This is a genomic window from Streptomyces sp. NPDC002888, from assembly GCF_042888465.1.
Classification (GTDB): domain Bacteria; phylum Actinomycetota; class Actinomycetes; order Streptomycetales; family Streptomycetaceae; genus Streptomyces.
Genome location: NZ_JBIAPU010000011.1, coordinates 1 through 25,811, shown reverse-complemented (window position 1 = coordinate 25,811; position 25,811 = coordinate 1). Strand labels below are relative to the sequence as shown.

The window sequence follows — 25,811 nt, the reverse complement described above, 5'->3', positions numbered from 1 at the left end:
TGCAGTCTCGTGAATGCTGACCGGATGATGACCGGACTTGTGGTGTGCGTGGCGGTGCTCGCGGCGGCGAGCGTCTACGGAGTGCTGCAACGGCGGCGGAGCGGGAGGGTGCGGGTGCGCGGGCGCGACGACGGGAAGCGGCTCCAGGCGGCCGCGTGGGGCGGGGAACTCGGCGAGCGCGCCACGCTGGTGCAGTTCTCCAGCGCCTTCTGCGCGCCCTGCCGGGCCACCCGGCGGATCCTCGGCGAGGTGGCGGGTCTCGTTCCGGGCGTGACCCACGTCGAGATCGACGCCGAGGCGCACCTGGATCTCGTCCGCGAACTCGAGATCCTCAAGACGCCCACCGTGCTGGTCCTGGACGCCGAGGGCCGGGTGGTGCGTCGCGCCACCGGCCAGCCCCGCAAGGCCGATGTGATCGCGGCGCTCGGGGAGGCGGTTTGAGGCCCGTGATACGGACGGTGAGGGATCTCCCAGATGCCGGGACGTACTTGACTGTGCGTGCCCCCTGTCATCAGCCTGGCCGTATGCCTACGGAACTCCTTCTCCTCGGGCGGGTCCGCGGTCGCCAGGCGCCCTCCGTCCGCCGCGCGACCGGGCGCTGTCCGGGCTGTTGAGCAGCCACGGACCCCGACGCCCCCTCACGCAGAAGGACAACTCCATGACGGCCACGCCCGCCCTCGGAACCTTTCAGCTCGCCTCTCCCGACCTCCTGCGCTCCGCCTTTCGGCGGCATGCGGCCGGAGTCGCCGTGATCACAGCGCGCGGCGAGAACGGCCCGGTCGGCTTCACCGCCACCTCCCTCACCTCCGTCTCGGCCGAGCCCCCGCTGATCTCGTTCGGTATCAGTACGGGTGCCTCCAGCTGGCCGGCGATATCCGGGGCCGACCATGTCGGCGTGCATGTGCTCGGTGAGCACCAACAGGAACTGGCCACCACGTTCGCCAGGAGCGGTGCGGACCGCTTCGGTGCGCCCACCGCCTGGAGCGAGGGCCCCGAGGGGGTGCCGGTCCTCGACGACGTCCTCGCCTGGCTGGTGTGCCGGGTCGTCGCGCGTGTGCCCGCCGGGGACCATCGCGTCGTACTGGCCGAGGTCGTCCTCGGCGATCCCACGGGTGTGGGGCGTCCGCTTGTGTACCACCAGGGCCGGTTCACCGCGCTGCGGGATTGATCACGCGTCCGCTCTCCTGCGCGCCGGTCGAGTTCCGGTTACGCTGCGTTGCAAAGGTCACAGTTCAAAGCGCTTGCTTAGCGGGAACGAACTAGGTGTACTGGCGAGTAATATTTCGTGTCGGAGCGCGGGCCGCCCCGACCGGGATCGGCCGCTTGAGGCGCCTATGCTGCCTGCAAGCAGGCAGCCGAAACAAGACGATGCAGTAGGAGAGCCGGCGTGAGCTTGAGGATCGTTGTCACTGTGAAGTACGTGCCCGACGCCACTGGCGACCGGCACTTCGCCGATGACCTGACCGTCGACCGGGACGACGTGGACGGTCTGCTCTCCGAGCTCGACGAGTACGCGGTCGAGCAGGCGCTGCAGATCTCCGAGAACTCCGACGACGACGTGGAGATCACCGTTCTCACGGTGGGTCCCGAGGACGCCAAGGACGCCCTGCGCAAGGCGCTGTCCATGGGCGCCGACAAGGCGATCCACGTCGAGGACGACGACCTGCACGGCACGGACGCCATCGGCACCTCCCTGGTCCTGGCCAAGGCGATCGAGAAGGCCGGCTACGACCTGGTCATCTCCGGCATGGCCTCCACCGACGGCACCATGGGCGTCCTGCCCGCGCTGGTCGCCGAGCGCCTGGGCGTGCCGCAGGTGACCCTGCTGTCCGAGGTCTCCGTGGAGGACGGCACGGTCAAGGGCCGCCGCGACGGCGACGCCGCCTCGGAGCAGCTGGAGGCGTCCCTGCCGGCCGTCGTGTCGGTCACCGACCAGTCGGGCGAGGCGCGTTACCCGTCCTTCAAGGGCATCATGGCCGCCAAGAAGAAGCCGGTGGAGTCCTGGGACCTCGAGGACCTGGAGATCGACGCCGAGGAGGTCGGCCTCGACGGCGCCCTCACCAAGGTCGAGACCGCTGCCGCGCGCCCGGCCCGCACCGCCGGCACGATCGTCAAGGACGAGGGCGAGGGCGGCAAGCAGCTCGCTGAGTTCCTCGCGGGCCAGAAGTTCATCTGACGGCCCCAGCTGACCGCCCCTCAACTTCGTTTCGCAGGAGAGCAATCCCATGGCTGAAGTCCTCGTCTACGTCGACCACGTGGACGGTGCCGTCCGCAAGCCCACCCTGGAGCTGCTGACGCTCGCCCGCCGCATCGGCGAGCCCGTCGCCGTCGCCCTCGGTGCCGGCGCGGAGAACACCGCCGCCGCGCTCGCCGAGCACGGCGCCGTGAAGGTGCTGACCCACGACGCCGCCGAGTACGCCGACTACCTGGTCGTACCGAAGGTGGACGCGCTGCAGGCCGCCGTCGAGGCCGTCTCCCCGGCCGCCGTGCTGGTCCCGTCCTCCGCGGAGGGCAAGGAGATCGCCGCCCGTCTGGCGCTGCGCATCGGCTCCGGCATCATCACCGACGCCGTCGACATCGAGGCCGGCGACGAGGGCCCGGTGGCCACCCAGTCGGTGTTCGCCGCGTCCTTCACCACCAAGTCCCGTGTCATCAAGGGCACCCCGGTCATCACGGTCAAGCCGAACTCGGCCGCCGTGGAGGCCGCCCCGGCCGCCGGTGCGGTCGAGGCGCTGAGCGTGTCCTTCTCCGCGCTCGCCACCGGCACCAAGGTCACCGGCCGCACCGCCCGTGAGTCGACGGGCCGTCCGGAGCTGACCGAGGCCGCGATCGTGGTCTCCGGTGGCCGTGGCGTCAACGGCGCGGAGAACTTCGCGGTCATCGAGTCCCTCGCCGACTCCCTCGGCGCGGCCGTCGGTGCCTCGCGTGCCGCGGTGGACGCGGGCTGGTACCCGCACACCAACCAGGTCGGCCAGACCGGCAAGAGCGTGTCCCCGCAGCTGTACATCGCCTCCGGCATCTCCGGCGCGATCCAGCACCGCGCCGGCATGCAGACGTCCAAGACGATCGTCGCGATCAACAAGGACGCCGAGGCCCCGATCTTCGACCTGGTCGACTACGGCGTCGTCGGCGACCTCTTCGACGTCGTCCCGCAGCTCACCGAGGAGATCAACACCCGCAAGGGCTGATCACCGGCTGTACGAGGCCCCCGTGACCGCGCCGGTCACGGGGGCCTCGGTCGTCTCATCCCAGGCTCAGTGAGGCCCGCACCGGCAGGTGGTCGCTCGGGAACTGGCCGTCGCGGGAGAAGGTGTCGACCGACGCCAGGTGCGCGGTCACCCCGCGGGTCGCCAGGATCCAGTCGATGCGCTCACCGCCGGGCGTCAGCGGCTTGTACGCGTGGAACGTCCCGTACGGCGTGCCGCGCTCCTCTGCCGCGTCCCACGTGTCGACGAGACCGGCGCCCAGCAGCGTGTCGTAGACCGCGTCCCCGTGGGCGGGGACGTTGAAGTCGCCGGTCACCACGACGGGCAGGGAGCGGTCGAGGCCGCTGATCCGTTCGGCGATCAGGGTGGCGCCGCGCCTGCGTGCGTACGCGCTCGCGTTGTCGAGGTGCGTGTTGAGGACGTAGAACTGCTGTCCGTCGGCGCGCAGATCGCGGAAGCGGACCCAGGTGACCATGCGGGAATGGGCCCCGCCCCAGGTGTTGGAGCCGATGACCTCCGGGGTGTCGGAGAGCCAGAAGTGGTCGTACTCGGCCGGGGCGAGGCGGCGCGTGTCGAAGAAGACCGCCATGGACTCGTCGTGGCTGCCCCGGATGCGGCCGGTGCCGATCCAGTCGTAGTGCGGCCCGAGGTCGGAGGCGACGTCCCGCAGCTGCTGGTAGACCCCCTCCTGGGTGCCGATGACGTGCGGGGCCGCCCGCCGCAGCAGCGTCCGCATCACCGGGCGGCGGACCGTCCAGCTGTTGGGCTCGGCGGTGCTCGCGAAACGGAGGTTGAACGTCATGACCTCCAGAGGTGCGTCCTCGTGCCGGGAGGCCGCGGCCCGTACCGATCCGACCAGGGGTAACGCGATCGCGGCGGCCGCCACGGTTCTCAGCCCGGTCCTTCGCGTCACTCTCCCGGAGTCCCTCATGTGCTCCCCCATGTGCTCCCCCTCCCCTCGCGAGTCAGGATGAGGGGTGGGAGCCGCTGTGCGAAAGAGGGCCTCGGGGCGGGAGTGACGGTGTGGGCCCATGTCGTGGACAGGGTGTTGACCTGCTGGAAGCGACGAAGATAACTTCGCTCTACGGATTGTTGATTCCGTACAGCGGAAAACAGGAGGGTATGGGATGGGTCAGGGCCAGCAGGAGCAGGTGGCGACGAGCCTCGCGGGCGCCGTCAGCGAGGAGATCAGCGCCTCCCTCGCGCCGGTCGACGCCGAACTGGAGCGCCGCTACCCCGGAGACCCCGGCACCCGCCAGCCCGTCCACACCGTCTACGTCCCCGGTGACGTCTTCGCCGCCGACACCCTCCGCGCCTGGGGCGACCGGGCCCTGGCCGCCCTCGACGAACACGCCCCGGACGCCGCGTCCTTCGCCGCCGTCCTCGGCCTGGCCGACGACCTTGCCGAGCCGGTGTACTCCCGCGTGCGCGCCAAGCTGGAACGTGAGCCGATCGAGGACCTGCGCGTCGACTTCGAGGACGGCTACGGGCCCCGCCCGGACGCCGAGGAGGACGAGGCGGCCGCCCGGGCGGCCCGGCTGATCGCCCAGGCGTACGAGAACGGCTCGGCGGCCCCGTACATGGGCATCCGCATGAAGTGCATGGAGGCGCCCGTCCGCGACCGGGGCATCCGCACCCTCGACGTCTTCCTCACCGGCCTCATCGAGGCGGGCGGCCTGCCCGAGGGGCTGGTCCTCACGCTGCCGAAGGTGACGTACCCCGAGCAGGTCACCGCCATGGTCCGGCTCCTGGAGGCCTTCGAGAAGGCGCGCGGTCTCGACGCCGGCCGGATCGGCTTCGAGATCCAGATCGAGACCAGCCAGTCCATCCTCGCCGCCGACGGCACCGCCACCGTCGCCCGCATGATCCAGGCCGCCGAGGGCCGTGCCACGGGCCTGCACTACGGCACCTTCGACTACAGCGCCTGCCTCGGTGTCTCCGCCGCCTACCAAGCCAGCGACCACCCGGCCGCCGACCACGCCAAGGCGATCATGCAGGTCGCTGCCGCGGGCACCGGCGTACGCGTCTCGGACGGCTCGACGAACGTCCTCCCGGTCGGCCCGACCGAGAAGGTCCACGACGCCTGGCGGCTGCACTACGGCCTCACCCGCCGCGCCCTGTCCCGCGCCTACTACCAGGGCTGGGACATGCACCCCTGCCACATTCCGACCCGTTACGCCGCCGTCTTCGCCTTCTACCGCGAGGGCTTCCGACAGGCGGCGGCCCGTCTCGCCCGCTACGCCAACCGGACCGGCGGCGACGTCATGGACGAGCCCGCCACCGCCAAGGCCCTCAGCGGCTACCTCCTGCGCGGCCTGGACTGCGGCGCCCTCGACCTCGCGGAGGTGACGGAGGCGACGGGACTCACCCGAACGGACCTGGAGGGCTTCGCGGCACCGAGGCGGGGGGATCTGACGGTTTCGGCGAAGCGGAAGTAGCCGGCCCCCGTCTTGCGTTGGGCCGGGGGTCCGAGGGCACTTCAACACATCGGTGGCGACAACGGCTGAGGGCGCCCCACGTACCGCTCCAGTCCTGAAGCCGTCACCAGCTTCTCCTCGGCGAACAATCGCGTACCCCGCTCGCACAACCGCACGTCCGCCCGGGCCCGCGCGCAGAACTCCTCCGGTGTGACACCGAACAGCTCCCGCAGGCGGGCCGACCCCAGCAGGAGCTCGGCGATCAGCGGCCGCTGCCCCGGATGCGAGCGCGGCTCCGGGGTGCCGTTGTGCAGGACGCCCCGCCGGTTGACGTACACGTACGCCCCCGGCAGCGTCTCGCCGTTCTCCAGCACGAACCCCACGTCGGGGGAGGGCAGCCACGCACGGCGGAAGTTGCCGTTCGGCAGCGGTACGCCCTCGCTGGCGTCCACGACGGCGAGCTGCTCGGCGTCCAGCCAGGTGAGGAACAACTCCCGTACGGCACCCGGGGCGTCGAAGGGGGACGCGGAGACGTATCCCAGGCGGCTGACGTGCGCGGAGACGCCGACACCGATGCCGGTGACGCGTACCTTCACCATCGGGATCGGTGAGGTGATCCCGAACCCGTCCATCTTGTGGCGCAGTTGGCCGGGGCAGGCGTTGGAGCCGACGGCGAGAACCGGAGTGCGGTCGGGGTGGACGAGCCGGTCCAGGGGCAGCAGCCGGTCACCGTCGAGGAGCCCGGACTCCCGCGGCCAGGCACCCGGGTAGCTCAGGGGCCGGTTGTGCGGGGCCTCCGCCAGGCCCAGTGCCGCCAGGGAGCGCTCGTCCATGGGCCGCTCAGTCCGCCGGCGGCAGCTCGCCGGAGCCGCGCGTGATCAGTCGGGTCGGCACCTCGATGCGCTCCGGGGCGACGAGAGTGCCGTCCAGCTGGCGGAAGAGGCGGTCGGCGGCGGTGCTGCCGATGGCGGCCGCGTCCTGGGCGACGACGGTGATGCCCGGCCGGAGCAGGTCGGCGAGCTCGATGTCGTCGAAGCCGACGAGGGCGACCGGGCGCGTGTGCTCGGCGAGGACGCGGATCACGGTGACCGTCACCCGGTTGTTGCCCGCGAAGATCGCGGTGACGGGGTCGGGCGCGGAGAGCATCTCCTCGGCGGCCCGGCGCACCCGCTCGGGGTCGGTGGCACCCAGGGACGTCCAGGCGTCCGCCACGGGTATCCCGGCGTCCTCCATGGCCGCCCGGTAGCCGCGCAGGCGCTCGGCGGCGGTGTGGATCCGGGGCATGTCACCGATGAAGCCGATCCGACGGTGACCGTGGGCGATCAGGTGGGCGACACCGCCGAGGGCACCGCCGTAGTTGTCCGACAGGACGCAGTCGGCGTCGATCCTCCCGGCCGGGCGGTCGACGAAGACCGTGGCCACGCCCGCCCTGAGCTCCGGCTCCAGATAGCGGTGGTCGTCACCGGCGGGGATGATCACGAGTCCGTCCACCCGCCGCGCACACAGCGCCAGCGCCAGTTCTTGCTCCCGGTCCGGGTCCTCGGCGCTGGAGCCGTTGATGAGCAGCGCGCCGTGGGCGCGGGCCACCTCCTCGACCGCGCGGCTGAGGGGGCCGTAGAACGGGTCGGCGAGGTCTTCCAGGACGAGGCCGATGCTCGCGGTGCGGCCCTTGCGCAGAACCCGCGCGCTGTCGTTGCGGCGGAAGCCGAGGGCCTCGATCGCGTCCTGGACGCGGCGCTCCGTCTCCGGGGTCACGCCCGGCTCGCCGTTGACGACGCGGGAGACCGTCTTCAGCCCGACGCCCGCGCGGGCGGCGACATCCTTCATGGTGGGACGGTTGCCGTAGCGGGTCCCGGAAAGGCTGTCGGCTCGGCGGATGGTCTCGGGCACGATGCGGTGTCCTGTCCTGTCGTCCACGAAGACGCGTCTGTCCCGTGTCATCCACGGGGATGCGTCCGTCCATGGTTTGTATGAGGATGTGGCGTCGAGCATAGAGCCTGGACAACGTTGTCAGATGCGGGAGACACTGTCCATCGCATGCACTCCGGACCGCGTCCCCCACCGCCGGACCGGCCTGCCCTATTCCATGGTTTGACGGGGAGATCCGACACTGATGCAGACCGACCTCGTGGCAGCCCTCGACATCGGCGGTACGAAGATCGCCGGTGCGCTGGTCGACGGCCACGGCAGGATCCTGGTGCGCGCGCAGCGCGCGACACCCGCGCGGGAGGACGGCGACACCGTGATGCGGGCCGTCGAGGAGGTGCTCGGCGAGCTCACCGCCTCGCCGCTGTGGGGGCGGGCGCAGATGGTCGGGATCGGCAGCGCGGGCCCGGTGGACGCCTCCGCGGGCACGGTGAGCCCCGTGAACGTGCCCGGCTGGCGTGACTTCCCGCTCGTCGGGCGGGTCCGGGCCGCCGTCGGCGGGCGGCCCGTCGAGCTGATCGGCGACGGTGTCGCGATCACGGCGGCCGAACACTGGCAGGGCGCCGCCCGTGGGCACGACAACGCGCTGTGCATGGTGGTCTCGACGGGAGTCGGCGGTGGTCTCGTCCTGAACGGCCGGCTCCATCCCGGCCCCACCGGCAACGCGGGCCACATCGGCCACATCAGCGTCGACCTCGACGGGGACCCGTGCCCGTGCGGTGCGCGCGGCTGCGTGGAGCGCATCGCGAGCGGCCCCAACATCGCCCGCCGCGCCCTGGAGAACGGCTGGCGTCCCGGCCCCGACGGCGACACCTCCGCCGTCGCGGTGGCGGCCGCCGCCCGGGCCGGCGATCCGGTCGCCGTGGCCTCCTTCGAGCGCGCCGCGCAGGCTCTGGCGGCGGGCATCGCGGCCACCGCGACGCTCGTCGAGATCGACATCGCCGTCATCGGCGGGGGAGTGGGCAAGGCGGGCGACATCCTCTTCACACCCCTGCGCAAGGCCCTCCGCGACTACGCGACCCTCTCCTTCGTGCAGCGCCTGACGGTGACGCCGGCGCTGATGGGGACGGACGCGGGGCTGGTGGGAGCGGCCGCGGCGGCGCTCGCGGGCAGGCCCGCGGGGGCGGAAGCGGCGGGGGTCTGACGAGGACACCTGCAGGGACGTTCATGCGGACGGCGGCCGGACTCGGCCGCCGTTCGCGTCTCCATGCGCCGACACGCTCCCCTGGTACCTGCCGCGCCTCTCTTTTTGAACGTGTTCAACTTTCTGCGCTAAGCTCCCTCCCGACAGAGGGGGAGCCTCATGAAGTTCGTGTTGCCCGGGGGAACCGGGCAGGTCGGAACCATCCTGGACCGCGCGCTGACCGCCGCCGGTCATGACGTCGTGATCCTCACCAGGCGGCCCACGCGTGCTCGGGAGATCCCCTGGGACGGGGAGACCCTCGGCGTCTGGGCCGAGGAGATCGACGGCAGTGACGTCGTGGTCACCCTGGCGGGACGCAGCGTCAGCTGTCGGTACACCCCGGCCAACCTGCGGGCGATGATGGACTCCCGGGTCAACTCCGCCCGGGTCGTCGGAGAGGCGATCGAGGCCGCCGTACGGCCGCCGCGCGTCTGGATGCAGATGAGCACCGCCACCGTCTACGCCCACCGCTTCGACGCCCCCAATGACGAGGCGACCGGCGTGATCGGCGGTTCGGAAGCAGGCGTTCCGGACTACTGGGCCTACAGCGTGAAGATCGCCCAGAACTGGGAGCGGGAGCAGGAGCGGGCCGCGACCCCGCACACCCGCAAGGTCGCCCTGCGCTCCGCCATGGTGATGAGCCCGGACCGCGGCGGTGTCTTCGACGTCCTCTCGTGGCTCGCTCGGCTCGGCCTCGGCGGCCCGGTCGCGGGCGGCGCGCAGTACGTGTCCTGGATCCACGGGCACGACTTCGTCCGGGCCGTGGAGTTCCTGGCCGACCGGGACGACCTCGCCGGGCCGGTGAACCTGGCCGCTCCCGAGCCGCTGCCGCAGCGGGCGTTCATGCGGGACCTGCGGGCCGCTCGGGGGGTACCCGTGGGGCTGCCCGCCACCAGGTGGATGGCCGAGATCGGCGCCTTCGCGCTGCGCTCGGACACGGAACTGCTGCTGAAGAGCCGCCGTGTCGTCCCCGGCCGACTGCTCGACGCGGGTTTCTCCTTCACCCACCCTCGGTGGCCGGGGGCGGCCGCGGACCTCGTGCGCGCCGGATCCGGGTGGGGGCGTGACTCCCGGCCGGTTCACCAGTTGAACCGGCCATGAAGAAGCGCAGCATGCTCGCCATCGCCTCCCTCGCCACCGGATTCGTCGTCGCGGCGATCACCCCCTCCCACGGGCTGGGCAGTGAGGACCTCAACGGTCTGAAGGTGGGCGACGCCCTCAGCGGCATCGCCCCCACGATCGGCCAGGACAACAGCCTGGACATCGACGAGGGCCCGCTGGGGTTGGGCGACTGACGGCGGGAAGGGCGGACACCCCGGCGCCGGGCCCCGACAAGGGGTACCGGCGCTTCCGTTTGCGCGCCCTCTACGGGGGCTGGTTTCCGTGGCAGGGTGGAGCGGGCAAGCCACAGGGGGCCAACAGAAGAGGGGGAACCGTGACCGTCGTCTGGATCAACGGCGCTTTCGGTGCGGGGAAGACCACCACCGCACGGGAACTGATCGACCTGATCCCGAACAGCACGCTCTTCGACCCCGAGGTCATCGGCGGAGCGCTCCCGTACCTGCTCCCGCCCAAACGCCTCGCCGAGGTCGGCGACTTCCAGGACCTGCCGATCTGGCGGCGGCTCGTGATCGACACGGCCGCCGCGATGCTCGCCGAGCTCGGCGGCACCCTCGTGGTGCCCATGACCCTGCTGCGCCAGGACTACCGCGACGAGATCTTCGGCGGCCTCGCCGCCCGCCGGATCCCGGTACGGCACATTCTCCTCACCCCGGCCGAAACGATCCTGCGTGAGCGAATAGCGGGGCGGGAGGTTCCGCCGGACCTCCCCGACGGCGACATGCGGATACGGCAGTGGTCGTACGACCACATCGAGCCCTACCGTGCCGCCCTCGCCTCCTGGCTCACCGCGGACGCCCACCCCGTCGACACCGGCACCCTCACCTCGTACGAGGCCGCCGCCCGCATCGCCGAGGCCGTCGGCACGGGCGCCGTCCCGGAGTGCGAGATCGTGCAGACGCCCGAGCCGACCGCCGAGACGGTCGCCGCCGGGGTCCTCCTCTTCGACGAGCAGGACCGGGTGCTGCTGGTCGACCCCACCTACAAGGCCGGCTGGGAGTTCCCCGGCGGCGTCGTCGAACCCGGCGAGGCGCCCGCGCGCGCGGGCATCCGCGAGGTCGCCGAGGAGACAGGGATACAGCTGGACGACGTACCGCGGCTGCTCGTCGTGGACTGGGAGCGGCCCTCGCCGCCCGGTTACGGCGGTCTGCGTCTCCTCTTCGACGGCGGCCGGCTGGACGCCGCGCGGACCGCGGGGCTGCTGCTGCCGGGGCCCGAACTGCGGGGCTGGCGGTTCGTCACCGAGGAGGAGGCGGCCGATCTGCTGCCGCCGGTCCGCTACGAACGGCTGCGCTGGGCGCTACGGGCGCGCGAGCGCGGCGCGGCGCTCTATCTGGAAGCCGGTATCCCAGTCGGCTGACGCGCCGTGAAATGACCGGCCGGTTCCGTTCCGTTGTCGCCAGGAATTCTTTGGCTTTTCTGTGCGCGGCGGAACGGCTTTGCCCGGCGCGGAGAATTCCGGGAGAAAAGCGAGGGCGGGCCGTCATCGTTCCGAAACCCGGCCGGTGCCGGCTCCGGGTCATCGGTCTCGGGGGGCCATGTTAAGCAATGGCCAAGGAGGCGTCGTCCCCCCTTCACGCTCCGGCTAATCACACACCCCGCTCTCGTCAACACTTCTCCACGAGCGCAAACAATCCCTTTTCTGCTCCTGGTGCGCCTTGACCGGACTCACGACGCATTGCGAAAGTCCGCATTGTCTCGTGGAGCCGGTCACGGCCGCCACCCATTTCTTTCAGCCAGGGGTAGATCCGGGATGTCCGTACGATGACCACGCAACTCCAGCCGGTCGAACTCGGCAGCGTGATCGCGCCGACCGTCGCCGGCCGTTCACCGGCCCGCATGGCCTGGAAGCGCATCACGCGGGACAAGGTCACCATGGCCGCGCTGGTGGTGACCGTCCTGTTCCTCGCGGTCGCGCTGCTGGCCCCCGTGCTCACCGCGCTCACCGGCTGGGGGCCGATCACCCCGGACGGCCGGGCGATCGACCCGGACACCGGCAACTTCCCCCGCGGGGCGCTCGGCGGCATCAGCCTCACCCACCTGCTGGGCGTCGAGCCGGGCACCGGTTACGACCTGTTCGCCCGGATCGTGTACGGACTGCGCACCTCGCTCCTGGTGGGCTTCGCCTCGGCCGTGCTGTCCACCGTGGCCGGCGTCGTGGCGGGCCTGGCGGCCGGCTACTTCGGCGGCTGGGTCGATTCCGTGCTGTCGCGGATCATGGACGTGATGCTGGCCTTCCCCCAGTTGCTGTTCATCATCGCGCTCACCCCGGTGATCCAGAACGCGCTCCAGACCAACAGCCACGGCGGCACCGACGAGAACCTCCGGCTGCTGGTCCTCGTCGTCAACATCGCGATCTTCGCCTGGGCCTACACCGCCCGCCTGGTGCGCGGACAGGTGCTGTCCCTGCGCGAGCGGGAGTTCGTCGACGCCGCCCGGCTCATGAGCGCGGGCCGGCGCCACATCCTCTTCCGGCAGCTGCTGCCCAACCTGTGGGCGCCGATCCTGATCTCCTTCGCCCTCGCCGTCCCGCAGAACATCACCACCGAGGCGGCCCTGTCGTACCTGGGCGTCGGCGTCATCCCGCCCAACCCGGACTGGGGCTCCCTGCTGTCGGACGCCTCCCAGTTCTTCCTCCAGGACCCCGCGTACCTGTTCGTCCCCGGCGTCCTGCTCCTCGTCCTCGTCCTGGCCCTCAACCTCCTCGGGGACGGCGTGCGGGACGCCCTCGACCCGCACGCCCGTCGCGGCTGACGCGCTGCCCCCGAGTCCGGGCCCCTCGGTACCCCGAGGCCGGCCCCGCACAAGAACGGAGTGTTTCCTCATGACGCGCAGAACGCGCAGAACGCGCACGATCGCGCTCACGGCGTCCGCCGCGGCGATCGCCCTGGGGGCCACCGCCTGCGGAGGTTCCGCGAGCGGCAGCTCCAGTGGTTCCCCGACCAAGGGCGGCACCCTGACCATCCTCAACAACGCCGACTACGACCACCTCGACCCGCAGCGCGTCTACACGACGCAGGGGTCGAGCATGGACGAGGAGTTCGTGCGCACCCTCACCGGCTGGAACGAGTCGGGCTCCACGCCGAAGCTGGTCGGGGACCTGGCCACCGACACGGGAACACCCAGCAGCGGGGACACGGTGTGGACCTTCCATCTGCGCCACGGCGTCAAGTGGCAGGACGGCAGTGAGGTCACCGCGCAGGACGTCAAGTACGGCGTCGAGCGGACCTTCTCGCCCGACATCAACGGCGGCCCGCCGTACGCGAGTCAGTGGCTCGTGGGCGGCGCCGACTACAAGGGGCCGTACAAGGGCAAGGACCTCGCCTCCATCGAGACGCCGGACCAGTACACCATCGCCTTCCACCTGAACCAGCCGGTCGCCGACTTCAACGAGACCACCGCCATGCCCGGTTGGTCGGCGGTGCCCAAGGCCCACGACACCGGGGCGACGTACGACACGCACGTCTGGTCGGACGGCCCGTACATGATCAAGTCGTACACCAAGAACAAGGAGCTCGTGCTCGTCAAGAACACGCACTGGAGCCAGTCGAACGACCCGATACGCGAGCAGAACGTCGACGAGATCGACGTCAAGCTCGGCCAGGAGCAGGCCGCGATCGACCAGCAGATCAAGTCCGACGCCGGGGTCGCCCAGACCTCGATCATGCAGGACCCGATCGCCGGCTCCGACCTGACGACCATCGCCAACAACCCGTCGCTGAAGTCGCGTTACTACAAGATCCCCGCACCCGGCATCAACTACCTGGCGATCAACACGACCCGCGTCAAGGACATCAAGGTCCGCCAGGCGATCGAGGACGCCATCGACAAGACCACGGTGCGGGGCGCCTTCGGCGGTTCGGCGTACGGCGACTACGCGAGCACCATGCTGAGCCCCGGCATCGGCGGCTACCAGAAGTTCAACCTGTACAGCACCGCCCCGGCCGGTGACCTCACCAAGGCCAAGGCGCTGATGAAGGCGGCCGGCAGCCCGAAGCCCACCATGTCGCTCGCGGTGGAGAACACCACCACCGAGGAGCACTTCGCCGACGCGGTGAAGACCTCCCTCGGCAAGATCGGCGTCACGGTGAACATCACCCCGATCGACGCGGCCAACTACTTCAGCACCATCGACAACGTGAAGAACCAGTACGACATGGTCTGGGGCGACTGGATCGCGGACTGGCCCAACGCCTCCACCGTGCTGCCCGTCCTGTTCGACGGACGGCAGATCAAGAAGCTGCCGCAGTCCAACCAGGACCTGTCGTACCTGAACGACCCGGCCGTGAACGCGCAGATCGACAAGATCTCCAAGATGACCGACATCAAGCAGCGCGACACCGCCTACGGCGCCCTGGACGAGCAGATCATGAAGGACGCGGCCGTGATCCCGCTGATGTACATGAACTTCAGCGAGCTCTCCGGTTCCAAGGTCGGCGGCGTCATCCCCGACCCGATCCTCGCCGAGCCGAGCCTGGTGCACGTCTACGTCAAGCACTGACGCACCCCGTCCGACACCCCGCCGGCGGGACGCCCGCCGGCGGGGGCACCCCAGCACCCCACTCACGTCAGGTCCCAGGACGCCATGCTCCGTTACCTCATCCGACGCCTGCTGGCGGCGGCCGTGATCCTGCTGGTGATCACCATGATCACCTTCTTCATCTTCTACGCGCTGCCGTCCGACCCCGCCCTGCTGGCCTGCGGAAAGACCTGCTCACCCTCCCGGCTCACGGAGATCAGGCACTCGCTGGGCCTCGACCAGAGCTTCATGAAGCAGTTCTGGGAGTTCTTCAAGGGCCTCTTCGTCGGCCGTGACTTCGGCGACCAGAGCGTGGCCATCCACTGCTCCGCGCCATGCCTCGGGGTGTCCTTCCAGACCGACACCCCCGTCCTCACCACGCTCCTCGACGACTTCCCCGCCGACCTGTCCCTCGGCCTCGGCGCCGCGGTGGTCTTCCTCGTCCTGGGCGTCGGCCTCGGCACGGTGGCCGCCGTGCGCAGGGGCAAGGCAGCCGACAAGGCCGCGGTCGGACTCGCGCTGGTCGGCGTCTCCGTGCAGATCTACTTCGTCGGACTGCTGCTGCTCTTCCTGTTCGTCGACAAGTGGCAGTTGCTGCCCGCCGCCGGCTACACCCCCTTCACCGAGGACCCGGCCGGCTGGCTCCAGGGCCTCATCCTGCCCTGGGCGACCCTGGTCTTCGTCTACCTCGCGCTGTACACCCGGCTCACGCGCTCCTCCATGCTGGAGGTCTTCGCCGAGGACTACATGCGCACCGCGCGGGCCAAGGGGCTGCCGACCGCCAGGATCGTCCTCAAGCACGGGCTGCGGGCCGCGATCACCCCGATCATCACCATCTTCGGCATGGACGTCGGCTCGCTCATCGGCGGCTCCGCCGTCATCACCGAGTCCGTGTTCGGCATCAACGGCATCGGCAAGCTCGCCGTGGACTCGGTCCAGAACTCCGACCTGCCCGTCATCCTCGGCACCACCCTCTTCGCCGCCACGTTCGTCGTCCTCGCCAACGTCGTCGTCGACCTCGTCTACGGCCTCGTCGACCCCCGCGTACGCCTCGCGTGAAGGAAAGACCAGTGACCCTGCCCCTCTCCGCGCAGCCCGCGGACGTCCTGCCCGCGACCGGCTCCTTCCTCGACGTACGGGACCTGCGGGTGAGCTTCCCGACCGAGGACGGCCTCGTGAAGTCCGTCGACGGGGTCTCCTTCACCCTGGAGAAGGGCCGCACCCTCGGCATCGTCGGCGAGTCCGGCTCCGGCAAGTCGGTGACCTCGCTGGCCCTCCTCGGGCTGCACAAGGGCACGCGCGCCCAGGTGTCCGGCGAGATATGGCTGGAGGGCCGGGAGCTCGTCGCCCTGCCCGAGCACGAGATGCGCGCGCTGCGCGGCACCACCGTCTCCATGATCTTCCAGGACCCGCTCTCGGCGCTGCACCCCTTCTTCACCGTCGGCTCCCAGATCGCCGAGGCCTACCGGGTGCACCACAGGGTCTCCAAGAAGGAGGCCATGGAGCGTGCCGTGGAGATGCTGAAGCGGGTCGGCATCCCGCAGCCCGAGCGGCGGGCGAAGGACTACCCGCACCAGTTCTCCGGCGGCATGCGGCAGCGCGCCATGATCGCCATGTCCCTGGTCTGCGACCCCGCCCTGCTCATCGCCGACGAGCCGACGACCGCCCTCGACGTCACCGTGCAGGCGCAGATCCTCGACCTCATCCGCGACCTCCAGGAGGAGTTCGGCTCCGCGGTGATCATCATCACCCACGACCTCGGTGTGGTCGCCGACGTCGCCGACCACATCCTGGTGATGTACGGCGGCCGCCGCATCGAGTACGGCACCGTCCGCGACGTCCTCAAGCAGCCCGAACACCCCTACACCTGGGGCCTGTTGCAGTCGATGCCGGACATCGCCGACGACGTGGGCCGCCGGCTCAACCCGATCCCGGGCTCCCCGCCGAGCCTGATCAACCTTCCGTCCGGCTGCGCCTTCCACCCCCGGTGCGCCTACAAGGGCTGGGTGTCGGAGGGGAGTTGCACGGTCGAGCGGCCCGAACTGCGGCCGGTTGCCGGCACGGCCGCGCATATCGCCGCCTGCCATCTCACCGCACGGGCCAAGCAGGAGATCCGGGGCGCCGACACGCACGACCACAGGAGCACGCCGTGAGCACCACCCAGCCCATCCGCGAACCGCAGGCCGCCGCCGCCCCGGGCGGGAAGCTCCTCGAGGTCACGGGCCTGACGAAGCACTTCCCCCTGCGGACCGGCATCGTCTTCCGGCGGCAGATCGGGGCCGTGCGCGCCGTCGACGGCATCGACTTCTCGGTCGGTGCCGGGGAGTCGCTCGGCCTGGTCGGCGAGTCCGGCTGCGGCAAGTCGACCACGGGCCGGCTCATCACTCGCCTCCTCGAACCCACGGCCGGCTCCATCGTGTTCGACGGCGAGGACATCACCCACAAGCCGCCGACGAAGCTGCGACAGGCGCGCAAGAACCTCCAGATGATCTTCCAGGACCCGTACTCCTCGCTGAACCCCCGGCACACGGTCGGCACGATCATCGAGACGCCGATGCGGCTCAACGGCATCGAACCGCCGCAGGGCCTCAAGAAGCGCGCGCAGGAACTCCTGGAGACGGTGGGCCTCAACCCCGAGCACTACAACCGCTACCCGAACGAGTTCTCCGGCGGCCAGCGCCAGCGCATCGGCATCGCCCGCGCCCTCGCCCTGCGCCCGAAGCTCATCGTGGCCGACGAACCGGTGTCGGCGCTGGACGTCTCCATCCAGGCCCAGGTCGTCAACCTGCTCCAGGACCTGCAACGGGAGTTCGGCATCGCGTTCGTCTTCATCGCCCACGACCTCGCCGTCGTGCGGCACTTCTCCGAACGCGTCGCGGTGATGTACCTCGGCAAGGTCGTCGAGGTCGCCGACCGGGAGACCCTCTACGCCCGTCCCCGGCACCCCTACACGCGCGCGTTGCTGTCCGCCGTCCCCGAGGCCGACCCGGACGCCGCCGAGCGGCGTGAACGCATCCGACTGAGCGGGGACGTGCCCTCGCCGATCGATCCGCCCTCCGGCTGCCGGTTCCGCACCCGCTGCCCCAAGTTCGCGCGGGCCCTCGGCGAGAGTGAACGCGTGGCCTGTGTGGAGCAGGAGCCCGAGCTGACCGACCGGGGCGGCGGCAACCCGGTGGCCTGCCACTACCCGGAGACCGTGGAGCTGTCGTAGATCGCCCGCAGTTCGTCGTACGGAAAGGGGGTCTGCCTGCTCTTCTCCTCGAACCGCCGCAGGAAGTCGTTCATCACGGTGGCGAGCGGTGCGTGCCGGGCGATGATGTCGGCGGCCGCTGCCGGGATCCCCTCGGGCGATGCGCCGTAGGCGCACGCGCGGATGTAGGCCTCGCGGGTGTCGCGGTCGTAGCCGTGGAGGGCGACGACGAGCCAGGTCACGAAGAAGGAGGTCGAGTAGGCGCGGTCGTAGTCGCGGTGGCGGTCGAGGAAGTCGCGTTCCGCCGGGGTGAGGCGGAAGCGGGAGGACAGTGCGAGGCCGTAGTCCGCGAGGTAGAGCCGCCGGCCGTCGGTGAGGATGTTTTGGAAGTGGGCGTCGAAGTGCAGCAGCCCGTGCGCGCGGAGGAAGTCGGTGGCTTCCGCGAGGCCCGACTCCACCAGTGCGCAGGCGGCGTCGGCGTCGTCCGTGCGGATGCGTGCGTCGAGCCAGTCGTGGAGCGTGTACGGGATGTACTCCAGGAACAGCGTCAGGCTCGCCGTGGCCGTGCGCCTGCCCTCGATGCGCTCGCGCGTCCCCGGGCCACCGCCCCAGTAGGCGACGGCCCGGTCCACGTCGGCGAGTTCGTCCGGCAACGGCTGGGGCTCGTCGGGCAGGACCCGCCAGTGGTGTGTCAGCGGGAACCCGGCGAAGTCGCCGGCCAGGACCCAGTGGGTCGTCATCGTGTGCACGGCGAGTTCCCGCCAGGCGCCGAGGCCGGGGCTGCCGACGCCGTAGTGGCAGAAGGCCGGCATGCCGAAGAGGTTCGCCGTGGACCGCACGTTGTCCGGGTGCAGCTCGGTGTCCGTCAGCCGCACCCGTTTGACGAAGACCCGCCTGCCGTCCACCTCCACGTGCAGGACCCGTCCGCCGATGCCGGTGCCGACGGGCACGCCCGTGGCGAGGAGATCGGCCAGTTCGGTGTCACTGAGCAGGGCGAGGGAGGTGGCGAGGGCGTGGTGGGAGGCGAGGCGTTCGGCAGGGATCATGCCCTCATCCTCAGCGCGCGGCCTCGTATCTGTCCGAGGTTTCCCGCAGCGTGGCCGCCGCCCGGCCGAGCACCGGATCGCCGTGGCCGAAACACGCCACGTCCGTGTCCAGCGCCGCCAACCGGTGGAACGAGGCGATTGCCCCCGTCCGGTCGAGGTTGAACACACCGAGCAGCACGCTGCCGTCGACCGGGGACGCGGCCACCGCGTCGCCCGTGAACAGCACGCCGTGCCGGGGAAGGTGCAGGGCGATGCTGCCGTGCGTGTGGCCGGGCACGTGGACGACGTGGGCGCCGTCGCCGAAGTCGAGTACGTCGCCGTCGGACAGCTCGGTCACCGTCTTCGGGCGGGCGAAGTCGCCCGGGGGCAGGTGTTTCGCCGCCTCGGCGTGCAGCGGGATCTCCCAGTCCTCGAACACCGGTGGTGGACCGGGGACTTCACCGCGAACCACGGGCGCGTCCAGACGATGGGCCAGCACCTCGGCACCGGTCGCCGCGGCCAACTCCTGTGCCCCGCCCACGTGATCGTCGTGGAAGTGGGTCAGCACGATCCGCCGTACGGCCTGCGGAGGATGCCCGAGGGCTCTGATCGCCTCGGTGACCCCCGCGCCCGAGCCCGCCGGGCCGGCGTCGATCAGCGTCAACTCGTCCGCGTCGCGCCAGAGATAGGCCTGGCCGACCGGGAAGCGCAGGAGACGCAGGCGGGGAAGGAGCTCGAGGACGTCCATGGAAGGACCGTAGAGAAGCCCCCGCCCGGCGGGCGAGGGCCTCTGCTGAGGGCAGAGCGGTCAGCTCGCCGCGAAGTTGCGCAGGAACAGGGCCTCGGCCACCGAGAGACGCTCCAGTTCCTCCGGCGACACACTCTCGTTGACGGCGTGGATCTGGGCCTCCGGCTCGCTCAGGCCGATGAGGAGGATCTCCGCGCGCGGGTAGAGGGCCGCGAGGGTGTTGCACAGCGGGATGGAGCCGCCCTGACCGGCGTACTGCATCTCCTGGCCCGGGTAGGCCACCGCCATCGCCTCCGCCATCGCCGCGTACGCGGGGCTGGTGGTGTCGGCGCGGAAGGCCTGGCCCTGGCCGATCTGCTCGGTGCGCACCCGGGCGCCCCACGGCGTGTGCGCCTCCAGGTGCGCCTGGAGCAGCTTGGTGGCCTCGACGGCGTCGACACCCGGCGGCACCCTGAGGCTCACCAGCGCGCGGGCGCCGGCCTGCACCGACGGGGTGGCCCCGACGACCGGCGGGCAGTCGATGCCGAGGACGGTCACCGCCGGGCGCGCCCAGATGCGGTCGGCGACCGTGCCGGAGCCGATCAGGCCGACGCCGTCCAGCACCTTGGCGTCCTTGCGGAACTGCTCGTCGTCGTACTGCAGCCCCTCCCACGCGGAGCTGCCGGTGAGCCCGTCGACGGTCGTCGAGCCGTCCTCGGCGCGCAGCGAGTCCAGGACGCGGATCAGCGCGCCCAGCGCGTCGGGGGCGGCGCCGCCGAACTGGCCGGAGTGCAGGTTGCCTTCGAGGGTGTCGATCTGCACGCGGACCAGGGTCATGCCGCGCAGCGTGGAGGTGACCGTGGGCAGACCGACGCGGAAGTTGCCCGCGTCGCCGATGACGATGGTGTCGGCCTCCAGGAGCTCCGGGTGCTCCTCCGCGTACCGTTCGAGGCCGCCGGTGCCCTGCTCCTCCGAGCCCTCGGCGATCACCTTCACGTGCACCGGCACGCCGCCGTTGGCCTTCAGTGCGCGCAGGGCGAGCAGGTGCATGATGACGCCGCCCTTGCAGTCGGCGGCGCCGCGCCCGTACCAGCGGCCGTCGCGCTCGGTGAGCTCGAAGGGCGGGGTGGTCCAGGCGGCCTCGTCGAGCGGCGGCTGCACGTCGTAGTGGGCGTAGAGGAGAATCGTTTTCGCGTCGGCCGGTCCGGGGAGGTACCCGTACACCGACTGCGTGCCGTCCGGGGTGTCGAGCAGGGCGACGTCCTCGAAGCCCTCCGCGCGCAGCGCGTCGGCGACCCACCCAGCGGCGGCGTCGCTCTCGCTCTTCGGGAACTGGTCGAAGTCCGCCACCGACTTGAAGGCCACCAGCTCGGTGAGCTCCGCCTTCGCCCTGGGCATCAGCGAGGCGACGGTCTCGGCGACCGGATTCGACGACATGGGCACGCTCCTCGTGGGTGCGACGTTGTACGGGTGGGCACCCGCGTGTACGGGTGACCGTGCGAGCGTACGCCCGAGCTGGTGTGCGGCGCATACGGCGGCGATCCTCCCACAGCGGGCTGTGGCGATCTCCGCCGTAGGATGCGGATGACAGGTGCGGCAGCGGCTTGATCGGAGCAGTAGACCATCGTGAGCAGCGAGAACTCTTCGGCGGACGACGTGCGGCGGGTGTGGGACGTCGTCGTGGTGGGCGCGGGACCCGCGGGGGCCTCGGCCGCCTACGCGGCCGCGGTCGCGGGACGGCGCGTGCTGTTGCTGGAGAAGGCGGAGCTGCCCCGCTACAAGACGTGCGGCGGCGGCATCATCGGCCCCTCGCGCGACGCGCTGCCGCCCGGCTTCGAGCTCCCCTTCCGTGACCGCGTGCACGCGGTCACGTTCTCGAACAACGGGCGCTTCACCCGCACCCGCCGCTCCAAGCAGATGCTGTTCGGGCTGATCAACCGCCCCGAGTTCGACCAGCAGCTGGTGGAGCACGCGCAGAAGGCGGGCGCCGAGCTGCGTACGGGCGTCACCGTGCAGCGCGTCGAGCAGCACGGCTCGGCGGTGCCGGACCGGCGCACGGTCGCCGTCGTCCTCCAGGGCGGCGAGACGCTGCTGGCCCACGCGGTCGTCGGCGCCGACGGCAGCGCCAGCCGGATAGGAGCCCACGTCGGGGTCAAGCTCGACCAGGTGGATCTCGGCCTGGAGGCGGAGATCCCGGTGCCGGAGACCGTCGCCGAGGACTGGAAGGGGCGGGTGCTCATCGACTGGGGGCCGATGCCCGGCAGTTACGGCTGGGTGTTCCCCAAGGGGGACACGCTGACGGTCGGGGTGATCTCCGCGCGCGGTGAAGGCGCCGCGACGAAGCGGTACTTGGAGGAGTTCATCGGGCGGCTCGGCCTCGCCGGCTTCGAGCCGAGCATCTCCTCCGGACATCTGACCCGCTGCCGGGCCGACGACTCCCCGCTGTCGCGCGGGCGGGTCCTCGTCTGCGGAGACGCGGCGGGGCTCCTCGAACCGTGGACCCGCGAGGGCATCTCGTTCGCGCTGCGCTCCGGCCGGCTCGCGGGGGAGTGGGCGGTACGGATCGCGGAGGCGCACGACGCGGTGGACGCCCGGCGCCAGGCCCTCAACTACGCGTTCGCGATCAAGGCAGGGCTCGGCGTGGAGATGAGCGTCGGCAAGGCACTGCTGATGGCCTTCGAGCGCCGCCCCGGGCTGTTCCACGCGGCGCTGACGAGCTTCAGGCCCGCCTGGAGGGCCTTCACCGACATCACCCGCGGCTCGACGTCACTGGGCGAGCTCGTCCGCTCCCACCCGCTCGCCCAGCGCGCCCTGACCGCGATGGACCGTCGGTCGGCGGAGCCCGCGGCCGGCGAGGTCACTGAGTGACCGTGATCCGGAAGACCGGGTGGTCACCGGCGGCCGCGACGATCTCCTCGTCGGAGGACTTGGCGGTGACCCCCTTGAAGTACTGGTTGACCTCCCAGCCCCACTTCTTCAGGTAGGCACGCAGGATCGGGAGCTTCTCCTCGTCGGGGAGCTCCACCGCGGTGAACGTGCGGGCCCTGCGGCCCACGCGCAGCTCCCCGCCGCCGGCGGCACGCATGTTGCGCACCCACTGGGAGTGGCCGCGGGCCGAGACCAGGTACTGCGTGCCCTCGAACGTGTGCGGGTTGACCGGGATGCGCTGCATCCTGCCGCTCTTGCGCCCCCGCACGGACATCTCCGCCGTGCCCAGGAGGCTGAAGCCGTGCCGGGCGAGCCAGCCGACGACGCCGTTGAGGCGGACGGTCAGCGGGCTGCCCTTGAGGTAGTACGGCGATGTCTGCATGGTGACCCCCAGAGAGTTTCGGAGAGCGGTGCTCTCGCTTGAGAGGAGTCTGCACGAGAACAGCGCTCCAATGCAAGAGCAGTGCTCTCTTGTGTGTGCACCGCTCCGGATTCATGGAACACTCCCTGCATGACGACGAGCAGAACCGCACAGGGCGCACGCGCCCGGGCAAGGATCGAAGTCACCGCCGCCATCAAGGACGAGGCGCGAAGGCAGCTCGCCGCCGACGGCGCGGCCAAGCTGTCGCTGCGGGCCGTGGCCCGGGAGCTGGGCATGGTCTCCTCCGCGCTGTACCGGTACTTCCCCAGCCGTGACGACCTGCTCACCGCTCTCATCATGGACGCCTACGACTCCCTCGGCGAGCGCGCGGAGGAGGCACACCGCGCGGTCGCGGACGCCGGCCCCGTGCGTCGCTGGACGGCGGTCTGCGAGGCGGTACGGGAATGGGCGCTCGCGCATCCGCACGAGTACGCGCTGATCTACGGCTCGCCGGTGCCCGGCTACTCCGCCCCCGAGACCACGGTCGCGGCCGCGGCCCGCGTCGGTCGCGTGCTGATCGACATCCTGCGCGACGCGCACCGGGAGCCCGGCATGGCCGAGCCGCCGCTGCCGGACGAGCTGCGTCCCGAGGCCGAGCGGATCGAAGCCGTCCTCGCCACCGACCTGCCGCCCGCGGTGACCGCGGCCCTTGTCGCGGCCTGGGCCCAGCTGTACGGGCTGGTCGGCTTCGAACTGTTCGGCCAGTTCGACCGGCTGGTGGAGGAGCGGGAGGTGTTCTTCCGGCATGCGGCGGAGGGACTCGCGCGGGGAGTGGGGCTGCGCTGAGAAGCCCGCCCGGGGATGTACTTCCCCGGGAGTACGTGTGATCACCTCGCCCGGCTGACGTCCGCGGCCGGGTGCGGCGTCTAGCGTGGCGGACATGGACGAGCAGCGCGTACGCGGCGATGGTCCGCCCTCCTGGCGGCGGTACGGGTCGCCGTGGCGCGGCCGCTGGGACGACGAGGAGCCCGGCGTCCGGTGGCCGTGGCGCTCCACCCTGCTGGTCACCGCCCTCGTGCTGGTCGGCTCGAACTTCGCGGCCCACATGCAGGAGGGGGAGCGGGCTCCGCTCGACGTCTTCGCGCGCGTGCTGCTGCTCGTGGCCTCGGCGCTGCTGCTGTGGCGGCAGCGGTACCCGGTGCCCGTCGTGTTCGGCACGGCGGCGGCCGCCATGGTCTACCTGGGCGCCGGCTACGCGTACGGACCCGTCTTCCTCACCGTCGCGCTGGCCTGCTTCAGCGCCGTGGTGGCCGGGCACCGCAGGGCCGCCTGGATCGCCCTGGGGATGCTCTGGGCCGGCCACGTCCTGGTGGCCCACTGGCTCTACCGGTGGCTGCCGCCCTCCCGCGACGCGGGCGCCTCCTGGGGGCAGGAACTGGTGATCGCCACCTGGGTCGTGGCGATCGTGGCGGTGTCGGAACTGGCCCGCACGAGGCGCGAACAGTGGGCCCGTGAGCGGGCCGAGCGCGCACAGGCGGCCCGGCGGCGCGCCGACGAGGAGCGGCTGCGCATCGCACGCGAACTGCACGACGTCCTCGCGCACAGCCTCTCCGTCATCAACGTCCAGGCGGGCGTCGGGCTCGCCCTCCTCGACTCCGACCCGGAGCAGGCACGCACGGCGCTCACCACCATCAAGTCCGCCAGCAAGGAGGCGCTCGGCGACGTACGCCAGGTGCTCGACACCCTGCGCACGCCCGGCGACGCCCCCCGCGCCCCGGCGCCCGGCCTCGACCGGCTGCCGGAACTGGTGGAACAGGCGGCCCGCGCGGGTCTCACGGTCGAGGTGGACGGCGAACCGCCCCGCCTGCCGCCCGGCACGGACCTCGCCGCCTTCCGCATCGTGCAGGAGGCGCTCACCAACGTCGTACGGCACTCCGGCTCACGGCACGCGCGCGTACGGCTCGATCACACGGGCGGCGCGCTGCGGCTGCGCGTCGACGACGACGGGCCCGCGACCGGTGCCGACGCGGGCGGCAGCGAGAACGGGCTGGCCGGAATGCGGGAGCGGGCCGCCGCGCTCGGTGGCACGATCGAGGCGGGGCCGCGCCCCGACGGGGGCTTCAGGGTCCTCGCCGTCCTGCCGTCGAGGGTCAAGGAGGACCGGTGATCCGCGTACTGCTCGCCGACGACCAGTCACTGGTGCGGGCCGGGTTCAGGGCGCTGCTCGACGCGCAGCCCGACATCGAGGTGGCCGGGGAGGCCGCCGACGGCGACGAGGCCGTGCGCGCGGTGCGCGAACTGCGCCCCGACGTCGTGCTGATGGACATCCGCATGCCGCTCCTCGACGGCCTGGCCGCGACCCGCAGCATCACCGAGGACGAGACGCTCACCCAGGTCAGGGTGGTCATGCTGACCACCTTCGAACTCGACGAGTACGTCTTCGAGGCCCTGCGTTCGGGAGCCTCCGGCTTCCTGGTGAAGGACACCGAACCGGACGAACTCCTGCGCGCGGTAAGGGCGGTGGTCGCCGGTGACGCGCTGCTCTCGCCGGGTGTGACGCGTCGGCTGATCGCCGAGTTCGCCGCCCGTTCCAAGGAGCCCGCGACCGCCGACGCCCTCGGTCGGCTCACCGAGCGGGAGCGGGAGGTCATGGCACTGGTCGGGATCGGCCTGTCCAACGAGGAGATCGCCCGCCGCCTGGTCGTCAGCCCGCTCACCGCGAAGACCCACGTCAGCCGCACGATGGTCAAGCTCGGAGCCCGCGACCGGGCCCAACTGGTCGTCCTGGCCTACGAGTCGGGGCTGGTCCGGCCGGGCTGGCTGGGCTGAGCCGCCCGCCGGAAGCGGAGCAGGACGCTGACGACGCGGGCCGCGAAGAGGACGGGCGCCAGCACCGTCCCGGTGCGCAGCAGCAGGCGGGACGGGGTGTCCGGCAGGTCGAGGAGGAGCGCCGGACCCGCGACGGCACCGAAGACGACGGCCGCCGCGAAGGCCGCGCTGAACAGCGCGTAACCGATCTCGACGGTGATCGCGTCCCGCTCGGCCTGACTGCGCCGTCCCCCGTAAGTGGTCATGCCCGTGAGTGAAACAGGCGTGGGGGGGGGGGGGGGCGGGGGGGGGCGGCCCGCCGGCGGGGGGGGGGGGGGGGGCTACCTGGCCCGGCGGGAGACCGTGATCGCGGGCCGGCCCGGGTGGCTCGCCCGGGGGGAG

The 25,811-nt window shown here is 71.3% G+C and carries 26 protein-coding genes; 18 read left to right on the top strand and 8 right to left on the bottom strand.

The features are described 5' to 3' along the window. The first annotated feature begins 27 nt into the window (after window positions 1-27). The 4 genes from ACFYWX_RS19185 to ACFYWX_RS19170 all read left to right on the top strand — a co-directional run bounded on the left by ACFYWX_RS19185 (window position 28) and on the right by ACFYWX_RS19170 (window position 3,188). Window positions 28-441: a TlpA family protein disulfide reductase gene (locus ACFYWX_RS19185; protein ID WP_389425433.1), complete on the top strand. Its 414-nt coding sequence runs from the start codon at window positions 28-30 to the stop codon at window positions 439-441. Window positions 442-658: 217 nt separating this feature from the next. Then, window positions 659-1,168 (top strand): flavin reductase family protein, encoded by a 510-nt coding sequence (locus ACFYWX_RS19180; RefSeq protein ID WP_389425229.1) that lies wholly within the window; start codon window positions 659-661, stop codon window positions 1,166-1,168. 219 nt (window positions 1,169-1,387) lie between these two features. Beyond that, window positions 1,388-2,176 carry an electron transfer flavoprotein subunit beta/FixA family protein gene (locus tag ACFYWX_RS19175; protein ID WP_389425228.1) on the top strand — a complete coding sequence of 263 codons (789 nt, stop codon included), beginning with the start codon at window positions 1,388-1,390 and terminating at the stop codon, window positions 2,174-2,176. Window positions 2,177-2,225: 49 nt separating this feature from the next. Beyond that, a complete protein-coding gene (locus tag ACFYWX_RS19170) occupies window positions 2,226-3,188 on the top strand; it encodes an electron transfer flavoprotein subunit alpha/FixB family protein (RefSeq protein WP_389425227.1) in 963 nt (320 codons plus the stop codon). 55 nt (window positions 3,189-3,243) lie between these two features. Here the strand turns inward: ACFYWX_RS19170 and ACFYWX_RS19165 are convergent, their stop codons facing one another. Beyond that, window positions 3,244-4,137 carry an endonuclease/exonuclease/phosphatase family protein gene (locus tag ACFYWX_RS19165; protein WP_389425432.1) on the bottom strand — a complete coding sequence of 298 codons (894 nt, stop codon included), beginning with the start codon at window positions 4,135-4,137 and terminating at the stop codon, window positions 3,244-3,246. 196 nt (window positions 4,138-4,333) lie between these two features. On the opposite strand from ACFYWX_RS19165, the gene ACFYWX_RS19160 reads away from it, so the two are divergent. Next, window positions 4,334-5,644: a DUF6986 family protein gene (locus tag ACFYWX_RS19160; protein ID WP_389425226.1), complete on the top strand. Its 1,311-nt coding sequence runs from the start codon at window positions 4,334-4,336 to the stop codon at window positions 5,642-5,644. A 41-nt stretch (window positions 5,645-5,685) separates the two neighbouring features. Here the strand turns inward: ACFYWX_RS19160 and ACFYWX_RS19155 are convergent, their stop codons facing one another. Both ACFYWX_RS19155 and ACFYWX_RS19150 read right to left on the bottom strand, forming a co-directional pair. Continuing rightward, window positions 5,686-6,456, bottom strand: a complete 771-nt coding sequence (locus ACFYWX_RS19155; RefSeq protein WP_389425225.1) for a hypothetical protein — start codon at window positions 6,454-6,456, stop codon at window positions 5,686-5,688. A gap of 7 nt (window positions 6,457-6,463) precedes the next feature. Continuing rightward, a complete protein-coding gene (locus tag ACFYWX_RS19150; RefSeq protein WP_389425224.1) occupies window positions 6,464-7,564 on the bottom strand; it encodes a LacI family DNA-binding transcriptional regulator in 1,101 nt (366 codons plus the stop codon). A 172-nt stretch (window positions 7,565-7,736) separates the two neighbouring features. Here ACFYWX_RS19150 and ACFYWX_RS19145 point away from each other — a divergent pair, with 172 nt between their 5' ends. From ACFYWX_RS19145 to ACFYWX_RS19105, 9 genes are all read left to right on the top strand, one after another. Next, window positions 7,737-8,693 (top strand): ROK family protein, encoded by a 957-nt coding sequence (locus ACFYWX_RS19145; protein WP_389425223.1) that lies wholly within the window; start codon window positions 7,737-7,739, stop codon window positions 8,691-8,693. Window positions 8,694-8,852: 159 nt separating this feature from the next. Beyond that, the gene (locus ACFYWX_RS19140) at window positions 8,853-9,833 is read left to right on the top strand and encodes a DUF1731 domain-containing protein (RefSeq protein ID WP_389425222.1); all 981 of its coding nucleotides are present in this window, start codon (window positions 8,853-8,855) and stop codon (window positions 9,831-9,833) included. Continuing rightward, the gene (locus ACFYWX_RS19135) at window positions 9,830-10,027 is read left to right on the top strand and encodes a hypothetical protein (RefSeq protein WP_389425221.1); all 198 of its coding nucleotides are present in this window, start codon (window positions 9,830-9,832) and stop codon (window positions 10,025-10,027) included. Before ACFYWX_RS19140 ends, ACFYWX_RS19135 begins: the two co-directional genes overlap by 4 nt. A gap of 140 nt (window positions 10,028-10,167) precedes the next feature. Then, a complete protein-coding gene (locus ACFYWX_RS19130) occupies window positions 10,168-11,211 on the top strand; it encodes an NUDIX domain-containing protein (protein ID WP_389425220.1) in 1,044 nt (347 codons plus the stop codon). Window positions 11,212-11,615: 404 nt separating this feature from the next. Further along, a complete protein-coding gene (locus tag ACFYWX_RS19125; RefSeq protein ID WP_389425219.1) occupies window positions 11,616-12,605 on the top strand; it encodes an ABC transporter permease in 990 nt (329 codons plus the stop codon). A 70-nt stretch (window positions 12,606-12,675) separates the two neighbouring features. Continuing rightward, entirely contained in the window at window positions 12,676-14,352 is a 1,677-nt protein-coding gene (locus ACFYWX_RS19120; protein WP_389425218.1) for an ABC transporter substrate-binding protein, read from the top strand. An 84-nt stretch (window positions 14,353-14,436) separates the two neighbouring features. Beyond that, the gene (locus tag ACFYWX_RS19115; RefSeq protein WP_389425217.1) at window positions 14,437-15,429 is read left to right on the top strand and encodes an ABC transporter permease; all 993 of its coding nucleotides are present in this window, start codon (window positions 14,437-14,439) and stop codon (window positions 15,427-15,429) included. A gap of 11 nt (window positions 15,430-15,440) precedes the next feature. Beyond that, complete coding sequence (locus tag ACFYWX_RS19110) at window positions 15,441-16,523, top strand: ABC transporter ATP-binding protein (protein ID WP_389425216.1); 1,083 nt, start codon at window positions 15,441-15,443, stop codon at window positions 16,521-16,523. Next, the gene (locus tag ACFYWX_RS19105; RefSeq protein ID WP_389425215.1) at window positions 16,520-17,581 is read left to right on the top strand and encodes an ABC transporter ATP-binding protein; all 1,062 of its coding nucleotides are present in this window, start codon (window positions 16,520-16,522) and stop codon (window positions 17,579-17,581) included. Before ACFYWX_RS19110 ends, ACFYWX_RS19105 begins: the two co-directional genes overlap by 4 nt. Here the strand turns inward: ACFYWX_RS19105 and ACFYWX_RS19100 are convergent. The 3 genes from ACFYWX_RS19100 to ACFYWX_RS19090 are packed head-to-tail and all read right to left on the bottom strand — an operon-like array spanning window position 17,554 to window position 20,749. Further along, the gene (locus ACFYWX_RS19100) at window positions 17,554-18,606 is read right to left on the bottom strand and encodes a protein kinase family protein (protein WP_389425214.1); all 1,053 of its coding nucleotides are present in this window, start codon (window positions 18,604-18,606) and stop codon (window positions 17,554-17,556) included. The genes ACFYWX_RS19105 and ACFYWX_RS19100 overlap by 28 nt on opposite strands. Before the next feature lie 10 nt (window positions 18,607-18,616). Next, window positions 18,617-19,333, bottom strand: coding sequence for an MBL fold metallo-hydrolase (locus ACFYWX_RS19095; RefSeq protein ID WP_389425213.1), 717 nt, complete (start codon window positions 19,331-19,333; stop codon window positions 18,617-18,619). Window positions 19,334-19,393: 60 nt separating this feature from the next. Further along, window positions 19,394-20,749: a dipeptidase gene (locus ACFYWX_RS19090; RefSeq protein WP_389425212.1), complete on the bottom strand. Its 1,356-nt coding sequence runs from the start codon at window positions 20,747-20,749 to the stop codon at window positions 19,394-19,396. 189 nt (window positions 20,750-20,938) lie between these two features. On the opposite strand from ACFYWX_RS19090, the gene ACFYWX_RS19085 reads away from it, so the two are divergent. Next, complete coding sequence (locus ACFYWX_RS19085; RefSeq protein WP_389425211.1) at window positions 20,939-22,180, top strand: geranylgeranyl reductase family protein; 1,242 nt, start codon at window positions 20,939-20,941, stop codon at window positions 22,178-22,180. On the opposite strand, the gene ACFYWX_RS19080 is transcribed toward ACFYWX_RS19085, so the two are convergent. Further along, entirely contained in the window at window positions 22,170-22,622 is a 453-nt protein-coding gene (locus tag ACFYWX_RS19080; RefSeq protein WP_389425210.1) for a nitroreductase family deazaflavin-dependent oxidoreductase, read from the bottom strand. The two genes, ACFYWX_RS19085 and ACFYWX_RS19080, sit on opposite strands and share 11 nt — an antisense overlap. 129 nt (window positions 22,623-22,751) lie before the next feature. Here ACFYWX_RS19080 and ACFYWX_RS19075 point away from each other — a divergent pair, with 129 nt between their 5' ends. From ACFYWX_RS19075 to ACFYWX_RS19065, 3 genes are all read left to right on the top strand, one after another. Next, window positions 22,752-23,447, top strand: coding sequence for a TetR/AcrR family transcriptional regulator (locus tag ACFYWX_RS19075; RefSeq protein ID WP_389425209.1), 696 nt, complete (start codon window positions 22,752-22,754; stop codon window positions 23,445-23,447). A 94-nt stretch (window positions 23,448-23,541) separates the two neighbouring features. Beyond that, on the top strand, window positions 23,542-24,768 hold the full coding sequence (locus ACFYWX_RS19070; protein ID WP_389425208.1) for a sensor histidine kinase: 1,227 nt from the start codon (window positions 23,542-23,544) through the stop codon (window positions 24,766-24,768). Beyond that, complete coding sequence (locus ACFYWX_RS19065) at window positions 24,765-25,430, top strand: response regulator (protein WP_389425207.1); 666 nt, start codon at window positions 24,765-24,767, stop codon at window positions 25,428-25,430. Before ACFYWX_RS19070 ends, ACFYWX_RS19065 begins: the two co-directional genes overlap by 4 nt. Here the strand turns inward: ACFYWX_RS19065 and ACFYWX_RS19060 are convergent. Further along, on the bottom strand, window positions 25,391-25,675 hold the full coding sequence (locus ACFYWX_RS19060; RefSeq protein ID WP_389425206.1) for a DUF6332 family protein: 285 nt from the start codon (window positions 25,673-25,675) through the stop codon (window positions 25,391-25,393). The genes ACFYWX_RS19065 and ACFYWX_RS19060 overlap by 40 nt on opposite strands. Window positions 25,676-25,811 lie beyond the last annotated feature (136 nt).